Origin of the sequence: Dermacoccus sp. NHGro5, from assembly GCF_017565385.1 — a bacterium.
Lineage (GTDB): Bacteria > Actinomycetota > Actinomycetes > Actinomycetales > Dermatophilaceae > Dermacoccus > Dermacoccus nishinomiyaensis.
Genome location: NZ_JAGEKQ010000001.1, coordinates 136,857 through 155,310, shown reverse-complemented (window position 1 = coordinate 155,310; position 18,454 = coordinate 136,857). Strand labels below are relative to the sequence as shown.

The 18,454-nt window shown below is 69.1% G+C and carries 16 protein-coding genes, 2 tRNA genes, 1 other RNA gene and 1 pseudogene; 12 read left to right on the top strand and 8 right to left on the bottom strand.

Annotated features, from left to right (window positions below; all coding sequences use genetic code 11):
• Nucleotides 1-180 precede the first annotated feature (180 nt).
• The 3 genes from J4Z35_RS00725 to J4Z35_RS00715 form a co-directional block, all read right to left on the bottom strand.
• Nucleotides 181-270, bottom strand: a tRNA-Ser gene (locus J4Z35_RS00725).
• 54 nt (nt 271-324) lie between these two features.
• Complete coding sequence (locus tag J4Z35_RS00720) at nt 325-840, bottom strand: LytR C-terminal domain-containing protein (RefSeq protein WP_006945310.1); 516 nt, start codon at nt 838-840, stop codon at nt 325-327.
• Nucleotides 837-1,130 (bottom strand): hypothetical protein, encoded by a 294-nt coding sequence (locus J4Z35_RS00715; protein WP_006945312.1) that lies wholly within the window; start codon nt 1,128-1,130, stop codon nt 837-839. Before J4Z35_RS00715 ends, J4Z35_RS00720 begins: the two co-directional genes overlap by 4 nt.
• Before the next feature lie 61 nt (nt 1,131-1,191).
• Between J4Z35_RS00715 and J4Z35_RS00710 the strand changes: the two genes are divergently transcribed.
• Nucleotides 1,192-2,754 (top strand): helicase HerA-like domain-containing protein, encoded by a 1,563-nt coding sequence (locus J4Z35_RS00710; protein WP_074040930.1) that lies wholly within the window; start codon nt 1,192-1,194, stop codon nt 2,752-2,754.
• 97 nt (nt 2,755-2,851) lie between these two features.
• Here the strand turns inward: J4Z35_RS00710 and J4Z35_RS00705 are convergent, their stop codons facing one another.
• Together J4Z35_RS00705 and J4Z35_RS00700 are read right to left on the bottom strand one after the other, a co-directional pair.
• Entirely contained in the window at nt 2,852-3,658 is an 807-nt protein-coding gene (locus J4Z35_RS00705; protein ID WP_171969876.1) for a LytR C-terminal domain-containing protein, read from the bottom strand.
• A 158-nt stretch (nt 3,659-3,816) separates the two neighbouring features.
• Nucleotides 3,817-3,906: transfer RNA gene (locus tag J4Z35_RS00700), tRNA-Ser, on the bottom strand.
• A gap of 124 nt (nt 3,907-4,030) precedes the next feature.
• Here J4Z35_RS00700 and J4Z35_RS00695 point away from each other — a divergent pair.
• Together J4Z35_RS00695 and J4Z35_RS00690 are read left to right on the top strand one after the other, a co-directional pair.
• Complete coding sequence (locus tag J4Z35_RS00695; RefSeq protein ID WP_006945313.1) at nt 4,031-5,386, top strand: MFS transporter; 1,356 nt, start codon at nt 4,031-4,033, stop codon at nt 5,384-5,386.
• 291 nt (nt 5,387-5,677) lie between these two features.
• The gene (locus tag J4Z35_RS00690) at nt 5,678-5,893 is read left to right on the top strand and encodes a hypothetical protein (RefSeq protein WP_074040918.1); all 216 of its coding nucleotides are present in this window, start codon (nt 5,678-5,680) and stop codon (nt 5,891-5,893) included.
• A gap of 161 nt (nt 5,894-6,054) precedes the next feature.
• Here the strand turns inward: J4Z35_RS00690 and ffs are convergent.
• Nucleotides 6,055-6,149: signal recognition particle sRNA small type (ffs, locus tag J4Z35_RS00685), an RNA gene on the bottom strand.
• Between the two features lie 160 nt (nt 6,150-6,309).
• Between ffs and J4Z35_RS14300 the strand changes: the two genes are divergently transcribed.
• The 6 genes from J4Z35_RS14300 (at nt 6,310) to J4Z35_RS00655 (ending at nt 15,242) form a co-directional block, all read left to right on the top strand.
• Nucleotides 6,310-9,765: a DNA polymerase III subunit gamma and tau gene (locus J4Z35_RS14300; protein WP_074040917.1), complete on the top strand. Its 3,456-nt coding sequence runs from the start codon at nt 6,310-6,312 to the stop codon at nt 9,763-9,765.
• A 384-nt stretch (nt 9,766-10,149) separates the two neighbouring features.
• Complete coding sequence (locus tag J4Z35_RS00675) at nt 10,150-10,551, top strand: hypothetical protein (protein WP_171969875.1); 402 nt, start codon at nt 10,150-10,152, stop codon at nt 10,549-10,551.
• 57 nt (nt 10,552-10,608) lie between these two features.
• Nucleotides 10,609-11,208 carry a recombination mediator RecR gene (gene recR / locus J4Z35_RS00670; RefSeq protein WP_074040928.1) on the top strand — a complete coding sequence of 200 codons (600 nt, stop codon included), beginning with the start codon at nt 10,609-10,611 and terminating at the stop codon, nt 11,206-11,208.
• A gap of 258 nt (nt 11,209-11,466) precedes the next feature.
• The gene (locus tag J4Z35_RS00665) at nt 11,467-12,732 is read left to right on the top strand and encodes an aspartate kinase (protein WP_006947193.1); all 1,266 of its coding nucleotides are present in this window, start codon (nt 11,467-11,469) and stop codon (nt 12,730-12,732) included.
• A 104-nt stretch (nt 12,733-12,836) separates the two neighbouring features.
• Entirely contained in the window at nt 12,837-13,880 is a 1,044-nt protein-coding gene (locus J4Z35_RS00660) for an aspartate-semialdehyde dehydrogenase (RefSeq protein ID WP_006947191.1), read from the top strand.
• 273 nt (nt 13,881-14,153) lie between these two features.
• The gene (locus J4Z35_RS00655) at nt 14,154-15,242 is read left to right on the top strand and encodes an aspartate-semialdehyde dehydrogenase (RefSeq protein WP_074040915.1); all 1,089 of its coding nucleotides are present in this window, start codon (nt 14,154-14,156) and stop codon (nt 15,240-15,242) included.
• Here J4Z35_RS00655 and J4Z35_RS00650 read toward each other — a convergent pair.
• Nucleotides 15,184-15,606: a hypothetical protein gene (locus J4Z35_RS00650; protein WP_074040914.1), complete on the bottom strand. Its 423-nt coding sequence runs from the start codon at nt 15,604-15,606 to the stop codon at nt 15,184-15,186. The genes J4Z35_RS00655 and J4Z35_RS00650 overlap by 59 nt on opposite strands.
• A 281-nt stretch (nt 15,607-15,887) precedes the next feature.
• Between J4Z35_RS00650 and J4Z35_RS14295 the strand changes: the two are divergent.
• The 3 genes and pseudogenes from J4Z35_RS14295 to J4Z35_RS00640 all read left to right on the top strand — a co-directional run.
• Nucleotides 15,888-16,583, top strand: a pseudogene (locus J4Z35_RS14295) (transporter substrate-binding domain-containing protein); the annotation flags it as partial.
• A gap of 66 nt (nt 16,584-16,649) precedes the next feature.
• Nucleotides 16,650-17,273, top strand: coding sequence for an amino acid ABC transporter permease (locus J4Z35_RS14290; RefSeq protein ID WP_050786614.1), 624 nt, complete (start codon nt 16,650-16,652; stop codon nt 17,271-17,273).
• Nucleotides 17,270-18,127 carry an amino acid ABC transporter ATP-binding protein gene (locus tag J4Z35_RS00640; protein WP_243754729.1) on the top strand — a complete coding sequence of 286 codons (858 nt, stop codon included), beginning with the start codon at nt 17,270-17,272 and terminating at the stop codon, nt 18,125-18,127. Before J4Z35_RS14290 ends, J4Z35_RS00640 begins: the two co-directional genes overlap by 4 nt.
• 160 nt (nt 18,128-18,287) lie before the next feature.
• Here J4Z35_RS00640 and J4Z35_RS14285 read toward each other — a convergent pair whose 3' ends face one another.
• A complete protein-coding gene (locus J4Z35_RS14285; protein ID WP_241724916.1) occupies nt 18,288-18,449 on the bottom strand; it encodes a hypothetical protein in 162 nt (53 codons plus the stop codon).
• Nucleotides 18,450-18,454: the final 5 nt, after the last annotated feature.

Genomic DNA, 18,454 nt, shown 5'->3' with positions numbered 1-18,454 from the left:
GTGGGTCAAGTGCGTGTCACGTGTGCGTCATGTGGCGGTGGGACTCCGTCGGCGGGGCGGGAGCTCGCTTCGCTCGCTGCCGCCTGCCTCCTCCCAAATCCCCCGTGCTCATTCTGAGATGCGGAAGACCCCCTCCGGGGCGACTTCGTCGCTGATCCCGGAGGGGGTCTTCCGCATCTCTGGCGGTGGCGGTGGGATTTGAACCCACGGTGGAGTTACCCCCACACACGCTTTCGAGGCGTGCTCCTTAGGCCGCTCGGACACGCCACCGGTAAGAACATTACAACAGCGATGCGTCGGAGCAAAAACGAGATGAACGAACCGTCACTTGCACACCGGCGACGGCGACGGCGACGCAGGCGCCGCAGCGATCGTCGGGAACGACGAACCGACGACGACATCCACACTGTTGCCGTCACGCCCGTCCTGCACGAGCTTCGCGCCCGGCACCAACGTCGCGACATACCGCTTCGCCAGCGCCGCGCCGTCAGGGCCGAAACGCACCTCGCCGACACCGTCCTCGCTGTGCTGATACGGGTCGTTGCCGACGACACCCATCCTGAACCCGTGCGTGCGCAACGCCTCCGCAGCCGTTCCGGCCGCACCCTTCGATCCGCTGGCGTTGTAGACGTTGAGCGTGAAAGACGCGATCTCCGGCGGCGCCGAACTCACCGTCCCGTTCGGGCACGGGCCGTTCTGCTTGCTCGGCGACGAGATGAACGTCGCCGCGAACACGATCGCGCCGAGCACGAGCAGCGCGCAGAAGACGAGGATGGCGATGGAACGGCGCTCGCGACGCTTGCGCGCCCGAGCGAGACCGTTGTCGCGGACATAACTCATAGGGACAAGACCCTTGCGTGGAAGGTGGCGCGCGACTGCAAGGCGGCCCGCAAGGCGCGATGCAGACCGTCCTCCAAGTACAACTCGTTCTCGTACGCGACGACATGCGCGAAGATGTCGCCGTAGAACGTCGAATCCTCCGACAATAGCGCCGACAGATCGAGCGTCGTACGAGTCGTCGTCAGATCCGCCAGACGCACCACCCGAGGCGTCACCGGCGACCAGTCCTTGGGCGTGACGAGGCCATGGTCGGGGTAGGGGCGCGAATCGCCCACGGCCTTGAAGATCACGGCCCTATTTTATGTGCCGACAGTGCTGGGCGCGCACGCGCCGGGCGGATACGCTCACGACGTGACCGAAAAGAATCAGCTCGAAGCCATCCGCAGCGGATACGCCTTCGACGGCGCCTCCCTCGAGCTCGGCGCAGCCGTCGAGGACAACACCGCCAAGCCCGACGTGCAGGTGCGCCTGCCGCTGTCGATGATGAACCGCCACGGCCTCATCGCCGGCGCCACCGGAACGGGCAAGACCAAGACGCTGCAGCTCATGGCCGAGCAGCTCGCCACCAACGGCGTGCCCGTCTTCATGGCCGACATCAAGGGCGACCTGTCCGGTCTCGCCGAACCGGGTGAGTCGAACGACAAGGTCGCCGCCCGCGCGAAGGACGTCGGGCAGGCGTGGGAGGGCAAGGGCTTCGACGTCGAATACCTCAGCCTCGGCGGCGAGGGCAAGGGTGTGCCTGTGCGTGCCACCGTCACCTCGTTCGGCCCGACGCTGCTGTCGAAGGTGCTGGGGCTCAACGCAACCCAGGAATCCAGCCTCGGTCTCATCTTCCACTACGCCGACGCCAACGGGCTCGCCCTACTCGACCTCAAGGACCTGCGCGCCGTCATCACGCACCTGACGTCCGACGAGGGCAAGGCCGACCTCAAGAACCTCGGCGGGCTCAGCTCGGCGACGGCCGGCGTCATCCTGCGCAACCTCATCGCGTTCGCCGATGGCGGCGCCGAGGTGTTCTTCGGCGAACCCGAGTTCGCCACGTCCGACCTCATGCGCACCGGCGCCGACGGGCGCGGCATCATCACCTGCCTCGAACTGCCGAGCGTGGCCGAGAAGCCCGCACTGTTCTCGACGTTCCTCATGTGGATGCTCGCCGACCTCTTCCAGGAACTGCCCGAAGCGGGCGACCTCGACAAGCCGAAGCTCGTGTTCTTCTTCGACGAGGCGCACCTGCTCTTCGACGGCTCGAGCAAGGCGTTCGTCGACCAGATCGAGCAGACCGTCCGCCTCATCCGCTCCAAGGGCGTCGGCGTCTTCTTCGTCACCCAGACGCCCAAGGACGTGCCGTCAGGCGTCCTCGGCCAGCTCGGCAACCGCGTGCAGCACGCGTTGCGCGCCTTCACGCCCGACGACCAGAAGGCGCTCACCGCGACCGTGCGCACCTTCCCCAAGAGCGGCTACGACCTCGAAGAGCTGCTGACGACGCTCGGCACCGGCGAAGCGATCGTCACCGTACTGTCGGAGACCGGTGCCCCGACGCCCGTCGCCTGGACGCGCATGCTCGCACCGACGTCGAAGATGGGCCCGGCCGCACCCGAGACGATGGACCGCATCGTGTCGTCGTCGCCACTCGCACCCAAGTACTCCGAAGCGATCGACCGCGAATCGGCCTACGAGAAACTGCAGGGACGCCTGACGCCCGACACAGCGGGTGCGGGGAGCGACGCCGACGCGGCGCAGAACACACCCGCTCCCGAAGCGCCCCACCCGCCCGCCAAGAAGGAGAAGGAAGACCCCGGCATGGTCAGCCAGGTCGTCCACTCCTCCGCCTTCAAGTCGTTCATGCGCTCCGCCGGCACCCAGATCGGCCGCGAGATCACCCGCAGCCTCTTCGGCACCGCCCGCCGTCGCTGACGATCAGCGCATCAGAGGCGCACGCACCCAAGACACACGAGGGACGCCCGACCAGGGCGTCCCTCGTGTGACTTCCACCTACCAGAGCTTGTTTCCCTCAGCAGCCGCCCGACGCTGACGGTGACGCACTCGGCGACGCCGTCGCCTGCGACAACGGCACGACCTTGCCGTCCGTCGGCCACTTCGAACCCAGATACAGGCGCACGGCCGAACCCTTGATGTCGACAGCGCCCTTCGTCTGCGTGTCCTGCAGCAACCGCGAACCGGGGATGCTCATCTGCAGGCGCTGCGCGTCGGGCAGGCCCTCCTCGTCGTACACGATGACGGCGGAGTCGTTCGGATAGTACGCCTTGTCGTTCGCCTCGGCGTCCGCGTGGAAACCCTGTTTGCCGAGCCGACCGGCGACGTCCGCCGCGAGGCCCGGCATGAACGTCGTGTTGAGGACGGTGACGGAGACGTCCTTCACCGCGCGCGGCGGGCGCGGCGTCAGCGAGAACTTGTTGCCGATGACGATGTCGATCGTCGGATCCGTGCGCTCGTCCTGATACAGGTTTGCGTGGGGGATCTGCTTGGCGACGTTGAGCGCGATCGTGCGGCCGTTCTTGCCGTACCGGATCTCGGCGAACTTGGGGGTCGGACGATCGTCGCTCAATGGGTCGTTCTTGACGTCCAGCGTGTGCATGCCGCGCCAGCCGAGCTGCTTCGCGACGGTGGCACCCTCACCGCTGCGGTCGCTCGCGTTGTAGACGTTGGCGTAGATGCTCGACCACGCGACCGTGCGTGACGGCGACGGGTTGCCGGGTGGGCACGTCGGCGCAGCCTGCTTCGGCTTGTCGCTCGAGCACCCCGTCAACGCACCTGCGGCAACGACGAAAACCGCTGCAGTGCTGGCGGTTCGGCGCATCATCACGATCCTTTCGACCCGGCTCGCACGACGACGAACCACCCCCGGAAGTGCCCAGTGTACGGCGGGCCGCGCACCCACGCCGACGGCGACCGTCCCTCGGCGCGCAGACACGACGATGCCCCGCCGGGCGAACCCGGCGGGGCATCGATCACGTGTGGCGGAGGATATGGGATTTGAACCCATGAGGGGTTTCATCCCCAACACGATTTCCAATCGTGCGCACTAGGCCACTATGCGAATCCTCCGCCGAGAACTGTACTGCACCGCGGCGCATGCGCCCAAGTCGGGCGGTGCAAGCAGCGTCGAGGGAACAGCCGGGGAACGACGGGTGCGCAGGGGCTCGTCGGTGCGGGCTGTCACCATGGGGGCGTGACGCACGACAACACGAGCCCCGACGACACCCGCGCAGCCCGTGTGCGCTGGAGCGACCTGCCGCTCGCGGCCAAGCTCATGCTCGTCAGCATCGTGTTCGACTTCATCGGCACCGGCCTCATCATGCCGTTCGGCGTCACCTACCTGCACGAGGTGCGCCACCTCAGCCTGCAGGTGACGGGCATCCTGCTGGCCCTGCCCGCGATCGTCGGGTTGCTCGCCGTCGGCCCCGGCGGTGTCGTCATCGACCGTGTCGGTGCGCGTCGCGTCGTCATCACGGCCGTCGGGCTCGAGATCGCCGGGCAACTGCTCATGGCCGGGGCGCACGACGTCGGGCGGGCCGCACTGGCATTGACGCTCTCCGGAATCGCGACGGGGGTGATCTTCCCGGCCGTGCAGGCGATGGTCGCGAGCGTCATGCCGTCGGACCAACGGCAGTTCTTCTTCGGTCTCAACTTCACGCTGCTCAACCTGGGCATGGGCATCGGCGGGGTGCTCGGCGGGGCCATCGTCGACGTGACGCGGCCGTCGACGTTCGAGCTCGTGTACGTCATCGACGCCGCGACGTTCCTCGTCCCACTCGCGCTGTACCTGGGTCCGCTGCGACACCACGGCGGACGCGTCGAGCACCCCTCGAGCCCTGACGGCGACGCGCCGCGCGGCGGTTACGCGCAGGTGCTGCGCGAGCCGACGATGCGGCTGCTCGTGCTGCTCGGATTCATCACGGCCTTCATCGGCTACGCGCAGTTCGGAGTCGGATTCCAGGCCTTCGCCCGCAGCGTGGCGCACGTCTCGACGCAGGTGCTCGGCTGGGCGTACGCGGCGAACACGGCCGTCATCGTCGTCGTGCAGATCCTCGTGCTGCGGCTCGTCTCCGGCAGGCGGCGCACGCGCGCGCTGCTGCTCATGTGCGGCCTGTGGTCGCTGTCGTGGACCGTGCTCGGCCTCGCGGGCTGGTCGGGGGAGCGCTCCGCGACGATGGCCGGCGTCCTCGTCTGCGCGTCGGCGGCGATCTTCGGCATCGGCGAGACGTTCCTGCAGCCGACGCTGCCCGCCATGGTCAACGACCTCGCCCCGGACGCCCTGCGCGGGCGCTACAACTCTGCCTCCGCGGGAGCCTTCCACCTCGCCGAGATCGTCGGCCCGCCGTTCGCGGGCCTGCTCATCGGGCACGCCCTGGCCGGCTGGTACACGCTCGCGCTCGTCCTCGGATGCGTGGGCGCGGCCGCCGTCACCCTCGCCGTCGAACGGCGCCTCAGCCCCGCCGTCAACGGGCTCGGCGCGCCGCGCGAACCCGACGTCGCGGGCGAGCTGGCCCTCGAGGTGCAGCGCGCCAAGCTGAGCGGAGAGTAGGTGCGTGAAAACCCCTTCGGTGATGAGCGGCGGCTCGTAGCCTGACGCCATGCCGCGACGCGTCGCCCGCCACGCCGCGCCGCTCGGCGACGGACGCGTCATGTGGCTGCTCGGCGACACGCGTCGCGCGCCCGGCCACGGGGCGACCATGGTGTCGAACTCGATGCTCATCAGCACGCGGGGGTGCTTCGCGCAGGTGCTGACGGGCGGCGCCGTCATCCCCGGTCCCGGTGTTGCGGGCGAGCGGTTGGCGGCGTGGCCGACCTGCGTCATCAGCCTTGATCGCGGTCGATGGAGCGAGCTTTCGTCTGCACCAACACGATCAGGCGGCACGGCGGGTTCTGGGGGTTCACGTTGCTCGGCACGTCGGTGACGCGCTTCGTCGTGCCGGACGGCGGGGCGGCGCGACGCCTCGAGACCGTCGCGCTGAGCGCAGACGACGACACGCTCGACCACATGACGTGGGGGACGGCGAGCGTCGCCGATGACGGGTGGATCGTCGTGTAGGGCACCCGTGCGCCGACGGGCGGCTTCGGACGCGAGGTGTACGTCGCGCGCACGCGTCCGGAGGACACCGAGAACATGGCGCTGCGGCAGTACCGCGGCGCGACGGGCCGGGGCCCCCGACGTCAGATGACGCCCGGGACGCGGCTGGGGCCCTGTGAGACGTGAGCGCCCCCCGCGTACCTGGAAGAGCTCTCCTACCCTTGCTGCATTCCTGCCCTGGGGGAGTTCGGAGAGGTACCACCACGCGGGGGGCTTGGCATGAGTCTACCGGGGACGCTGCGAGGGCGGTAATCGTGGGGTGGTCGGCGCTCCGGGCGGCGCTGGACGGGTGGTCGGGCGACGCGTGATCGGCCTGCTCGTAGGGCGTTCTCCGCGGGATCTCGGGGTTGTCGGCGCGCGCCACTAGTGTTGCTCGCATGACAACGGCCCTGTACCGCCGCTACCGCCCCGAGACGTTCGCCGACGTCATCGGCCAAGAGCACGTCACCGAACCCCTCATGCAGGCGCTGCGGACGGGGCGCGTCAATCACGCGTACCTGTTCAGTGGTCCGCGCGGGTGCGGCAAGACGACGTCGGCGCGCATCCTCGCGCGTTGCCTCAACTGCGAGCAGGGCCCGACGCCGACGCCGTGCGGGGTGTGCGACTCGTGCGTGGCGCTCGCTCGCGGCGGTGCCGGCAGCGTCGACGTCATCGAGATCGACGCGGCCTCGCACGGTGGTGTCGACGACGCGCGTGACCTGCGTGAGCGCGCGTCGTTCGGCCCGGCGAGCAGCCGCTACAAGATCTACATCATCGACGAGGCGCACATGGTGACGCCGCAGGGCTTCAACGCGCTGCTCAAGATCGTCGAGGAGCCGCCGGAACACGTGAAGTTCGTGTTCGCGACGACCGAGCCGGAGAAGGTCATCGGCACGATCCGCTCGCGCACGCACCACTACCCGTTCCGCCTCGTGCCGCCGAAGAAGCTGAGCGACTACATGGAGACGCTGCTCGACGCCGAGGGCGTCGCGTACGAGCCGGGCGTGCTGTCGTTCGTCACGCGCGCGGGTGGGGGTTCGGTGCGTGACTCGCTGTCGGTGCTCGACCAGCTCATCGCCGGGTCGGGGCCCGAGGGGCTGACGTACGCCGTCGCCGCGAGCCTGCTCGGCTTCACCGATGACGAACTGCTCGACGGCATCATCGAGGCGTTCGCGGCCGGTGACTCGGCGGCGGTCTTCCGGCAGATCGACCGCGTCGTCGAATCGGGCGCCGACCCGCGACGGTTCGTCGAGGATCTGCTCGAGCGTCTGCGCGACCTCATCGTCGTCGCGGCCGTGGCCGAGGGTGCAGGCGCCGTGCTGCGCTCGGTGCCGGAGGATCAGCTGGAGCGCATGCGCTCGCAGGCGGCCTCGTTCGGCGCGGGGGCGCTGTCGCGCGCGGCGGACGTCATCAATGCGGGCCTGACGGAGATGACGGGTGCGACGTCGCCGCGCCTTCAGCTCGAACTCATGTGCGCGCGCGTGCTGCTGCCCGGCATCGCGGGTCTCGACGGATACGCGGCGCGACTCGACCGGATGGAACGTCGCCTCGACATGGGCGAACTGCCGCCTCGTGCTGCCGCGGGGCCGGTGCCACATGCGCCGGCGATGCCTCCCGCCGGTGCATCGGCGCCGACGCAGGGCGGGGTCGGCGCGAGCGCCGGCGCGGCCTCTGGGGTGGGTGCGAATGCTGACAGGGCAGGACGCTCGGGCGGTTCCGCCGAGGACGCCGCATCGGCGACGGCGGGTGTGACAGGGGCGGCGGGCGCTCCTCAGCCGGCGACGGCACCGAGGTGGCAGAGCCCGAGTGCCGGTGCAGCGCAGGAGAACTCGTCGACCGGTGACGATCTGTCTCGCGCGCCGGGTGCCGGGGCGGGGGGTGGTCGTGCTGACACCGCCGGCGTTGAGGGCGGGGATGGTCGCGCGGGTCAGTCGGGTGCCTCTCGCCCGGCAGGTCACGGCGAGGCCGCACCCGAGCAGGGTCAGCGGGCCGCTGCGGCCGCGCGCGACGACGCGCGGGTCGAGCAGCCGCAGAGCGTCACGGGAGGCGTGAGCGAGGCCGAGCGAGAGCGCGCGCAGCGTGATTTCGATGCGACGCAGCAGTCCGGCGCCGCGTCGTCGCCGCAGCAGGGTTCCGGCGAGCGCGAGAGCGGTCAGCCGGCGCGCGGAGGCATGAGCACGGACGACATCCGTCGGGCGTGGCCCGATGTGCTCGACCGCATCTTCCGCATCAAGCGCGTCACGTGGACGTTGCTCAGTCAGAACGCTCAGGTGGCCGAGTTCGACGGGCGCCGGTTGATCCTGGGCGCGACGAGCGAGGGCCTCGCCGGCACGATGAGTCGCGGGCAGCACATGGAGGTCGTGCGTCAGGCGCTCATCGAGGCGATCGGCGTCGACGTCGCCGTCGAAGCCCGCGCCATGACGGCCGGTGCCGCGGCGCCGTCAGGTCAGGGCGGGGGTCATCAGTGGGCGGCCAACGCTGCGCAGGCGCGCCAGACGTGGTCGTCGCCGAACGCGTCGCCCGCGGGTGAGGGGCCGAACGCGCAGCAGTCTGCGCGGGGATGGTCGTCGCCGAACGCTGCCCCCTCGGGGGCGCAGGGTTCGTCCCGACCCCAGGGGGATGGTGGGCAGTCTGTCGCATCGGATGGCGGGTCGTGGGGTGACGAGCCCGCGCCGCATGACGCGCCGCCCGACGACAGGTCGCAGTTCGACGAGATGGCGCAGTTCAGCGCGTCGATCGATCCTTCATCGTCCGCCGGTGGGACGGCTGACGGGCGTGTGAACGTGCCAGCAGGCTCTCACCGTGGCGAGGGTGTTGACGCTCGCCGCCAGGGCAGCCCGGGCCATGATGGTGGTTCGCGTGGTGCGACGCAGGATGCGTCCGGCCAGAACGCGTGGGGCGATCCCGCCTCGGGAGGAGCGCGCTCTGCTGCGCCGCAGCAGGGTCGTCAGGGCCAGGGACGCCCCGGTGGGTGGCGCGATCGCACCGGTTGGAACGGGGCGCAGGGCGGCCATGCCCGCGTCGATCCGGCGCGGGCCGGCGACCCCGCCGAGGGCGTCGCGCCGCGTGAGGCTGATTCGCCGCGCCAGGACGCAGGCCTCGCGGCTGCCGCCGCGCAGAGCAGCGCGTGGGGTTCGGATTCGCGCGGCGACTGGGGCGCGCAGGCCGGCCCGGCGCCGTCATGGGCGAACGACGACGCGTCTCCCAGCATGCGCGGAGCCGGCCACGGTTCTGCGGACGAATCCTCGCGGAACCAGGGATCGGCCAACGGCGCCTCGAACAGGGGCGACGCGTCCGGTGGCGTCGCGAGGGTGGGCGCGAATCCTTCGGGGCGCTCGGTCGAGGCGTCGCCGGCTGACAACGGCGGCACCAGCAGCGGCGTCGGTGCCAGTGGTGTCGACGACAGTGCGGGTGCGCCCTCGAGCGCGGGGGAGCCCATTCCTGACTGGATGGAGGACGAGCCCGAGACCGACGTCGAGGCCGTCTACGATCCGCTGCCGCCTCGTTCGGGCGAGAGCGATCGAGCCGGTGCTCGCGAGCGCGCCGGCGATGGGCAGGCCGAGGCGGCCCACGACTCGGCGGCGGCGGGCAGCGTTGCGCCTGCGCCGCAGCCGACGCAGGGCGCCGTCGACGACGGGCGCGCGCTGACGCCGCGTCAGCGCGCCGAGAAGGCGGCGCGGGAGGCCGCGCAGCGTCAGGAGGATGCCGAGCGGGGCGGGCGCGGCCGCTTCGATGATGCGTCGGCGAGCGTCGACGACGAGGACATCGAGAACTCGGACGCCGTCGGGCTGCCGATCATCAAGTCGGTACTGGGCGGCACGGTCATCAAGGAAGAAGGCCCTGACGCGAACTGACCTGACACGGGCTGACGAAAGTCGTGGCAGCGCTGCGTGGCGCGACCGTCACGGATGCCAGGCCTTGGCCCGGGTTCTACCGGGCCGTAGGGCACGGGCCGGCTCGCGGGGCGCGTCAGCACAAGCGGGATGCGACGGCGACATGCCAGCAAGAGCGGGACGCGACAAAGACGCGGCAGTGAGAGCGGGCCGCACAGCAGACGCGTCAGCAAGAACCAGTCACGCGGGAGACGTCAGCAAGAGCGGGGCGCGATGGAGAGTGGGCGAGTGAGAAGAATGATGGGACGCATGGGACGAGCAGGGTTCGCCTTCAGGATCGACACGGCGTTGGCGCCGCATGAGGCATGGCGGCGCGTCGTCGACGTGTCGGCGCACGGCGAGGTCGTGCCGTTCACCACGGGTCGCGGGCCGGCTCCCGAGGACGCAGTCGTCGGGTCACGCTACGTCGCGCGGACACGGCTCGGGCCGCTTGGCTTCGACGACGTCATGGTCGTCCGGGAGATAGAAGCCGGCCGGCGCGTCGTGTTCGAGAAGGTCGGTCGCCTCCTCGGCGGTGTCGTGACGGTCGAGATCACCCCGGTGCGCCGGGCCGCCGGGCCCGACCGGGCAGACGGCGAGCGGGACCTCGACGGCGGTGCAGAGGTCGCCTGGGCGCAGAGCATCACCCTGCCGTGGGTGCCGGGTCGCCTTCGCCCCGCCGCCGCTTTCGTCACCCGCGTGGCGGCACCCGCTATCGGCGCAGGCTATCGCCGGGTGGTGACGAAGCTGCTCGATCCGCGCCGCTGACCTACGCCCCGCGCGCTCGATTGGGGTTGTCACCGGTGACGCGTAGGCTTGCCGATCGTGTATGAAGGCGTGGTTCAAGACCTCATCGACGAGCTCGGTCGGCTGCCCGGTGTCGGGCCGAAGTCGGCGCAGCGCATCGCGTTCCACCTGCTCGAGGCGGATGTCGATGACGTTCAGCGTCTCGCGGAGGTGCTGCTCAAGGTCAAGGAGACAGTGCACTTCTGCGAGGTGTGCTTCAACGTCGCCGAGACGAACCTGTGTCGTGTGTGCGCCGACCCGCAGCGCAACCCGGCGCTCATCTGCATCGTCGAGGAGAGCAAGGACGTCGTCGCGATCGAACGCACCCGCGAGTTCCGCGGGCGCTACCACGTGCTCGGCGGTGCGTTGAACCCGATCGAGGGCGTCGGCCCGGGCGACCTGCACATCACCGAGCTCATGGCGCGCCTCAGCGACACGTCGCTCGAGGAGATCATCATCGCGACCAACCCGAACCACACGGGTGAGGCGACGGCGAGCTACCTCGCGCGCCTCATCGGACCGATGGGCGTGACGGTGAGCCGCCTCGCATCCGGCCTGCCTGTCGGCGGCGATCTCGAATACGCCGACGAGGTGACGCTCGGCCGTGCCTTCGAGGGCCGCCGCGTCCTCGTGTTCTGACGCCCCGTGATGTGACGCATCCTTCGTCGCGGGCGTGCCGCCTCGACGAACATGAGTTCGGCCCGACGAATACGAGCGAAATGGTCGAACACGAGCGGCAGATCGCTCAGGTTCGACCATTCCGCTCGTACGGGCCGACAGCTGGTCATATGGCGCCCGTCGCGGCCGCAGAACCAGTATCTGAGCGCTCAGCGAGCCTGCAGGGCGCAGTGCCTAGACTCGCCGTGACCGACCGAAGTCGACCCCCGGAGCAACACCGTGAGCCTGATCGTCCAGAAGTACGGCGGTTCGTCCCTCGCCGACGCCGACAGCATCAAGCGTGTCGCGCGACGCATCGTCGACACGAAGAAGGCGGGCAACAGCGTCGTCGTCGTGGTCTCCGCGATGGGCGACACGACGGACGAGCTGCTCGACCTCGCCGCGCAGGTCAGCCCCGCGCCGCAGGCGCGCGAGATGGACATGCTGCTGACGGCGGGGGAGCGCATGTCGATGGCGCTCGTCTCCATGGCCATCGCGAACCTCGGCCATTCGGCGCGCAGCTACACCGGCAGCCAGGCGGGCGTCATCACCGACGAGGTGCACGGCAGGGCGAAGATCATCGACGTGACGCCCGGCCGCATCCAGCGGGCCGTCGACGAGGGGCACATCGTCATCGTCGCCGGGTTCCAGGGCGTCAGCCAGAGCACGAACGAGATCACGACGCTCGGACGCGGCGGTTCGGACACGACGGCCGTCGCGCTCGCCGCCGCCATCAAGGCCGACGTGTGCGAGATCTACACCGACGTCGATGGCATCTTCACCGCCGACCCGCGCATCGTGCCGAAGGCCCACAAGATCGACCGAATCACCAACGAGGAGATGCAGGAGATGGCGGCACAGGGCGCGAAGGTGCTCATGCTGCGCTGCGTCGAGTACGCCCGCCGATTCGACCTCCCCATCCACGTGCGTAGCTCCTTCAGCCACCACGAGGGCACCTGGGTCGTCAACGACAAAGAAGGAGACACCGTGGAAGACCCGATCATCGCCGGCGTCGCGCACGACCGCAGCGAAGGAAAGATCACGATCGTCGGCATCCCCGACTCACCCGGGCGCGCAGCCGCCGTCTTCCGCGCCGTCGCGGGCGCGGGCCTCAACGTCGACATGATCGTCCAGAACGTCTCCGCCGGCGAGGACAAGCGCACCGACATCTCCTTCACCGTGCCGAAGGACGAAGCGCCCAAGGGTGTCGCCGTCCTCAACGCGATGAAGGACGAACTCGGCTTCGACCGACTCCACTACGACGACACGATCGGCAAGCTGTCGCTCGTCGGCTCCGGCATGCGCTCCAACCCGGGCATCTCGGCGACGCTGTTCCAGGCGCTCGCCGACGCCGGCATCAACATCGAGATGATCTCGACGTCCGAGATCCGCGTCTCGGTCGTGACGAGCAGCGACGAACTCGACGAAGCCGTCCGCCTCGTCCACACCGCATTCGGGCTCGACGCCGACGGCGAGGCCGTCGTCTACGCCGGCACCGGCCGCTGACGGGCAACGTCTGCAATCGCGGAACGGCACCCGGTGCTGACGACGCGACGCCATCATCACAGCGGGGACGCTCGACGTCTGGCCGCGCGAAAGGAACGTCACCCATGAACAAGGAACTGAATCTCGGCGTCGTCGGCGCGACAGGCCAGGTCGGCCGCGTCGTCCTGCAACTGCTCGAGGAGCGGAACTTCCCGATCAAGAGCTTGCGGCTGTTCGCGTCGGCGCGCAGTGCGGGCAAGACGCTGACGTTCAAGGGCGTCGACTACACCCTCGAGGACGCGGCGACCGCTGACCCGAGCGGCCTCGACGTCGCGATCTTCTCCGCGGGCGGCGACACGTCGAAGGCGCTCGCACCGAAGTTCGCGGCGGCGGGCGTCACCGTCATAGACAACTCCTCGGCGTGGCGACGCGACCCCGAGGTGCCGCTCATCGTCAGTGAGGTCAACGGCGAGCAGATCGCGAACACGCCCAAGGGCATCATCGCCAACCCGAACTGCACGACGATGGCCGCGATGCCGGTGCTCAAGCCGCTGCACGACGCCGCGGGGCTGATGCGTCTCGTCGTCTCGACGTACCAGGCCGTCTCCGGATCGGGCGTCGCCGGGGTGGCCGAACTCGCCGGGCAGATCCGCAAGGCCGCCGAGGCCGACATGGAGAAGATGGCGCTCGACGGCGAGGCCGTCGACCTCGGCGCGCCGAACAAGTACGTCGCGCCGATCGCGTTCAACGTGCTCGCCATGGCCGGTTCGATCGTCGACGACGGCACGAACGAGACGGACGAGGAGCAGAAGCTGCGCAACGAATCGCGCAAGATCCTCGACTTGCCCGAGCTCGCCGTGTCCGGCACGTGCGTGCGCGTGCCGGTGTTCAGCGGTCACTCGCTCAGCGTCAACGCAGAGTTCGAGCGCGCCATCACGCCCGAGGAAGCTCGTGACCTGCTCGCCGACGCCCCCGGCGTCGAACTCGCCGACGTGCCGATGCCGCGCGTCGCCGCAGGCAAGGACCCGAGCTACGTCGGACGCATCCGCCAGGACGCCTCCGTCGCCGACGGCAAGGGTCTCGCGCTGTTTATCAGCAACGACAACCTGCGCAAGGGCGCGGCGCTCAACACGGTGCAGATCGCCGAACTCATCGCTGCCGCGGGCTGACCCCCGCCCCAACGGCGATTCCTGTCCCCATCGGCGAATCTCGTCCCCATCTGCGATTTTCGGTCACATGCAACGTGGGTTGGGTGGGGCGGTCAGGCGGGACGTGAAGCCACAGGTGATGGGGCGAGAACTGCGCCAGGCGTTGGGCTCACGGGATCGAACGGTGCAGACGGCGGGTGCGATCTCGCCCAATCATGTGAGTTTCCAATCGATCTGGCGTCAACCGGGCAGGCGGACGGGTTCGTCGTCAGTGACGGCGCCTATGCTCGGAACGTGACTGCGAACCAGCCCGAACGGCCCGTCCTCGCCGTCGTCGGCCCCACGGGGCTCGTCGGCCAGGCGGTGATCGACGTCCTCGCAACGCGCGCGGACGCGTGGGACGACGTGCGTCTCTTCGGCTCCGACCGATCCGTCGGACGCAGGATGCTGTTCGGCGTCGACGAACTCGAGGTCGAACCCCTCGACAGTGAGAGCTTCGCCGGCGTCGACGTCGCCATCTTCGCGACGCCCGCAGACGTGTCGGCGAAGTGGGCGCCGTTCGCGACGGCGTCCGACTGCCTCGTCGTCGACACCTCCGCCGCGTTCCGGGATGACGACGACGTCCCACTCGTCGTGCCCGAGGTCAACGCGGCTGCGGCGTTCGAGCACCCCCGCGGCATCGTCGCGATGCCGTCGGGCCCCGCGATCGTCATGCTTCCCGTCCTCGCGACGCTGCACGAGCACTGGAGCCTCACGCACGTGACGGCGACGTCGATGCAGGCCGTCACCGGCGCGGGCAAGCGGGGCGCGGAGCGTCTCTATGAAGAGGTATCGGCGCTCACCGGCCACCCGCGCATCGGCCAGATGCCCGGTGACGTCCGCCGCTACGTCGCCGATCTGCCCGACGACTCACCGTTTCCGGCCCCGATCGTCAGCAACGTCGTGCCCTGGGTGGGTGAGCACGTCGGCGGCGGCTGGTCGAGCGAGGAGAACGACATCGCGCACGAACTGCGTGACGTGCTCGCGCTGCCGCAGCTGCGCGTCGCCGTCACGTGCGTGCAGGTGCCGATCGTCACGACGCACATGTCGACGCTGCACGTGAGCTTCGACAAGAAGGTCAAGCCCGACGACGCGCGCCGCGCCATCGTCGAGGGCGCGAACGGGGCGATCGTCATGCCCGACGAAAACGGCGCCGACTGGCCGACGCCCGCCGACGCCGTTGGCACCGACCCCGTGTGGGTCGGGCGCGTGCGTCAGGTCGAGAGCAACCCGCACACGCTCGACTTCATCGTGTGCGGCGACAACATCCGCAAGGGCGCCGCGCTCAACGCCCTGCAGATCGCCGAGATGCTCGTCGGGGTCGGGCGCTACGCGCAAGCGTGAGGCCGGTCGCGTCGACGGCGTCGAGTTGCCGACCGAGCCGACGCATGAGCCACCAGCGCCGAATCCAGAAGACGGCATTGACGGTGAAGAAGGCGGCCGCGAGCCAGTCCCACCACGAACGGCGGCCATCGACGACGTCCAAGCAGCGCATCAGGGCAAGGCCGGTGAAGGCCAACGCACCCATCGCTCGCGCCCAGGGCAACTGCGCGACGCGGGCGCGTTGGATGTCGCGGTCGTGCGGGTCGTCGAGCATGCGGCCGGCGCCGGTGGCGGCGTCGATGCGGCGCTTCTCGGGCGCAGGCATCAGCTCCAGTTCGTTGAGGAGCTTCGATCGGTCCAGCTCGCCCCTCACGCGTCGCGTCACGCCGCGATTCTTGCAGTTCTTCGACGGCGCCGGTGGCCGCGTGAGGGGCGCCGCGCGAGGCCGGCTGGAAGTGGGGCGCCGATAGGCCCCCCGCGGGCGGTATGCACCATCGATGCATAACGGTGAGTTAGGCGACATGAAATAGGAGATTGTTTAATCGGGGCGTAATCTCGACTCTCGTGAAGACGCCCAACCGTGACCGTTTCGGGGTGCTGCGAGCCCGAAGCGTCCTCGTCGCGATCCTCAGCTTCGTCGCAGCCCTTCTCCTGGGTGGCCTGACGATGACCACCGCCGCCGCGCAGCAGGCCCCTGCCGTCACGAAGACCGACGACAAGCTGCCGGACACGATCAAGGTCGGCACCGAGGGCGTCTACGCTCCGTTCTCGTTCCACCAGGCGGGCAAGCTCACTGGCTACGACGTCGACTACTTCCGCGAGGTCGGCAAGCGGCTGGGGGTCAAGGTCGAGTTCGTCGAGACGCAGTGGGATTCGATGTTCGCCGCCCTCGACTCGGGCCGTATCGACGTCATCGCCAACCAGGTCGGCGCCAACGCTGAGCGTCGCGCCAAGTACGACCTGACGAAGCCATACGTCGAGAGCCACGGCGTCGTCGTCGTCAGGGATGGCTCGTCGATCAAGAACCTCGCCGACATCAAGGGCAAGAAGTCGGCGCAGAACATCACGTCCGACTGGGCAGGCGTCGCGAAGAAGGCGGGGGCGAACGTCGTCTCCGTCGACGGCATGGACAAAGCTGTCGAGCTGCTCTCACAGGGGCGCGTCGACACCTTCGTCAACGACGAACTCGCCGTCAAGTACTACCTCGCGACGCACGAGAACTCAGGGCTCAAGATCGCGAGCCGCACGAGCGACACCAGCCAAGAGGTCTTCCCGACGAAGAAGGGAAGCAAGCTCTCGCCCGCGATCAACACCGCCATCGATGAGATGAACGCCGACGGCACGAGCAAGAAGCTCTACGCCCAGTACTTCGAGACGGAGGCAAAGGGCACGAGCGTCACCGACACGATCAAGAACAACATCGGCCCGATGCTCGTGGCGACGCTCAAGGGCACGATTCCGCTGACGGCGGCGTCGTTCGCCATCGGCCTCGTCCTCGCCCTGGGCGTCGCGCTGGCACGCATGAGCGCCAACGCGGCCCTGTCCTGGCCGGCGCGCATCTTCATCTCGATCTTCCGAGGCACACCGCTGCTCGTGCAGCTCGCCATCATCTTCTTCGGCATGCCGCAGCTCGGGATCAAACTCAGCCCATGGCCGTCGGCCATCATCGCGTTCTCACTCAACGTCGCGGCGTACTCCGCGGAGATCATCCGCGCCGCCATCCTGTCCGTGCCGAAGGGGCAGTGGGAGGCCGCGGAGACGATCGGCATGAACCGGGCGACGGCGCTACGGCGCATCATCCTGCCGCAGGCGTTGCGTGTCGCCGTCCCGCCCCTGTCGAACACGCTCATCTCCCTCGTCAAGGACACGTCGCTCGCCTCGACCATCCTCGTCACCGAGATGTTCCGCCAGGCTCAGATCGCCGCCGCACCCTCGGGTGACTTCCTCGAGCTGTACGGTGTCGCCGCCGCGATCTACTGGGCTCTGTGCTTCATCCTCTCCCTCGTCCAGGGCAGGCTCGAAAACCGACTCGGAAGGCACGTCGCACGATGACTCCTCACGGTTCCACACCCGCCCGCCCCAGGGACGCTCGTTCCGCGGAGGCCGCGTCGACCTCGACCACGGACGCCCTCGTCGACGTCCGTGGTCTGACGAAGTCGTTCGGCTCGCTCGAGGTGCTTCGCGGCGTCGACTTCACCGTCCCGTCGGGGTCGGTGACGGTGCTGCTCGGCCCGTCGGGTTCGGGCAAGACGACGGTGCTGCGTTCGCTCAATGCGCTCGACCTGCCTGAGGCGGGCGTCGTTCGCATCGGGGACGCCGAGGTCGACTACGTCGACGTCCCGCGCGGGCGTGACGGCCGCGCGAAGGGTGACGCTGCCAAACGTGTCGGTGCGCTGCGGTCGAAGACGGGCATGGTGTTCCAGCAGCACAACCTGTTTCCGCACAAGAGCGTGCTCGAGAATGTCACCGAGGGTCCGATCGTCGTGCAGGGCGTCGCGAAGGCTGACGCCGACGCGCGCGGGCATGAGCTTCTCGCGAAGGTGGATCTCGACGACCAGGCCGACAAGTACCCCTACCAACTCTCGGGTGGGCAGCAGCAGCGCGTCGGCATCGCGCGCGCTCTGGCCCTCGCACCCGAGCTGCTGCTCTTCGATGAGCCGACGTCAGCGCTCGACCCCGAACTCGTCGGGGGAGTGCTGAGCGTCATGCGCGAACTCGCCGACGAGGGCCGCACGATGATCGTCGTCACCCATGAGATCGCGTTTGCGCGTGACGTCGCTGATCAGGTGTTGTTCATGGACGGCGGCGTCATCGTCGAACGCGGCGCGCCGTCACAGGTCATCGACCACCCGCGCGAGGCCCGCACCCAGGCGTTCCTCAAGCGCATCCTCGACCCGCTGAGCTGACCTCCGACGATGGTGGTGTGCCGGCATGAGAATGAGCTCTCACTGGTGCGCCACCACCATCAGCGGTAGGCGTCTCTGCGGTGTCGATGCGGAGGACGAAAACCTCATGAGCCGAGTCGTCGATGCGGTAGAGGACGCGGTAGGTGCCTCGCCGTGCGGATCACACACCGTCCAGTGCAGGTCGAAGCTCCTTGCCCACGCGATGCGGGTTCTCGCTCAACGCACCGAGGATGAACTTGGTGACGGCCGCCGCGACAGCTTCGGCCAGGGTTTCGCGGAGGGCCCGAGCCGCCGCAGGGGCTAGTGCGATCTCGTAGTCCATCGCCG

Bases quoted from the DNA above. Each gene is read 5' to 3' on its own strand.
- J4Z35_RS00705 (WP_171969876.1), bottom strand. From the start codon at position 3,658: ATGCGCCGAACCGCCAGCACTGCAGCGGTTTTCGTCGTTGCCGCAGGT.
- J4Z35_RS00640 (WP_243754729.1), top strand. From the start codon at position 17,270: ATGACTCCTCACGGTTCCACACCCGCCCGCCCCAGGGACGCTCGTTCC.
- J4Z35_RS14285 (WP_241724916.1), bottom strand. From the start codon at position 18,449: ATGGACTACGAGATCGCACTAGCCCCTGCGGCGGCTCGGGCCCTCCGC.
- J4Z35_RS00660 (WP_006947191.1), top strand. From the start codon at position 12,837: ATGAACAAGGAACTGAATCTCGGCGTCGTCGGCGCGACAGGCCAGGTC.
- J4Z35_RS14300 (WP_074040917.1), top strand. From the start codon at position 6,310: ATGACAACGGCCCTGTACCGCCGCTACCGCCCCGAGACGTTCGCCGAC.
- J4Z35_RS00720 (WP_006945310.1), bottom strand. From the start codon at position 840: ATGAGTTATGTCCGCGACAACGGTCTCGCTCGGGCGCGCAAGCGTCGC.
- J4Z35_RS00690 (WP_074040918.1), top strand. From the start codon at position 5,678: ATGGAGCGAGCTTTCGTCTGCACCAACACGATCAGGCGGCACGGCGGG.
- J4Z35_RS14290 (WP_050786614.1), top strand. From the start codon at position 16,650: ATGCTCGTGGCGACGCTCAAGGGCACGATTCCGCTGACGGCGGCGTCG.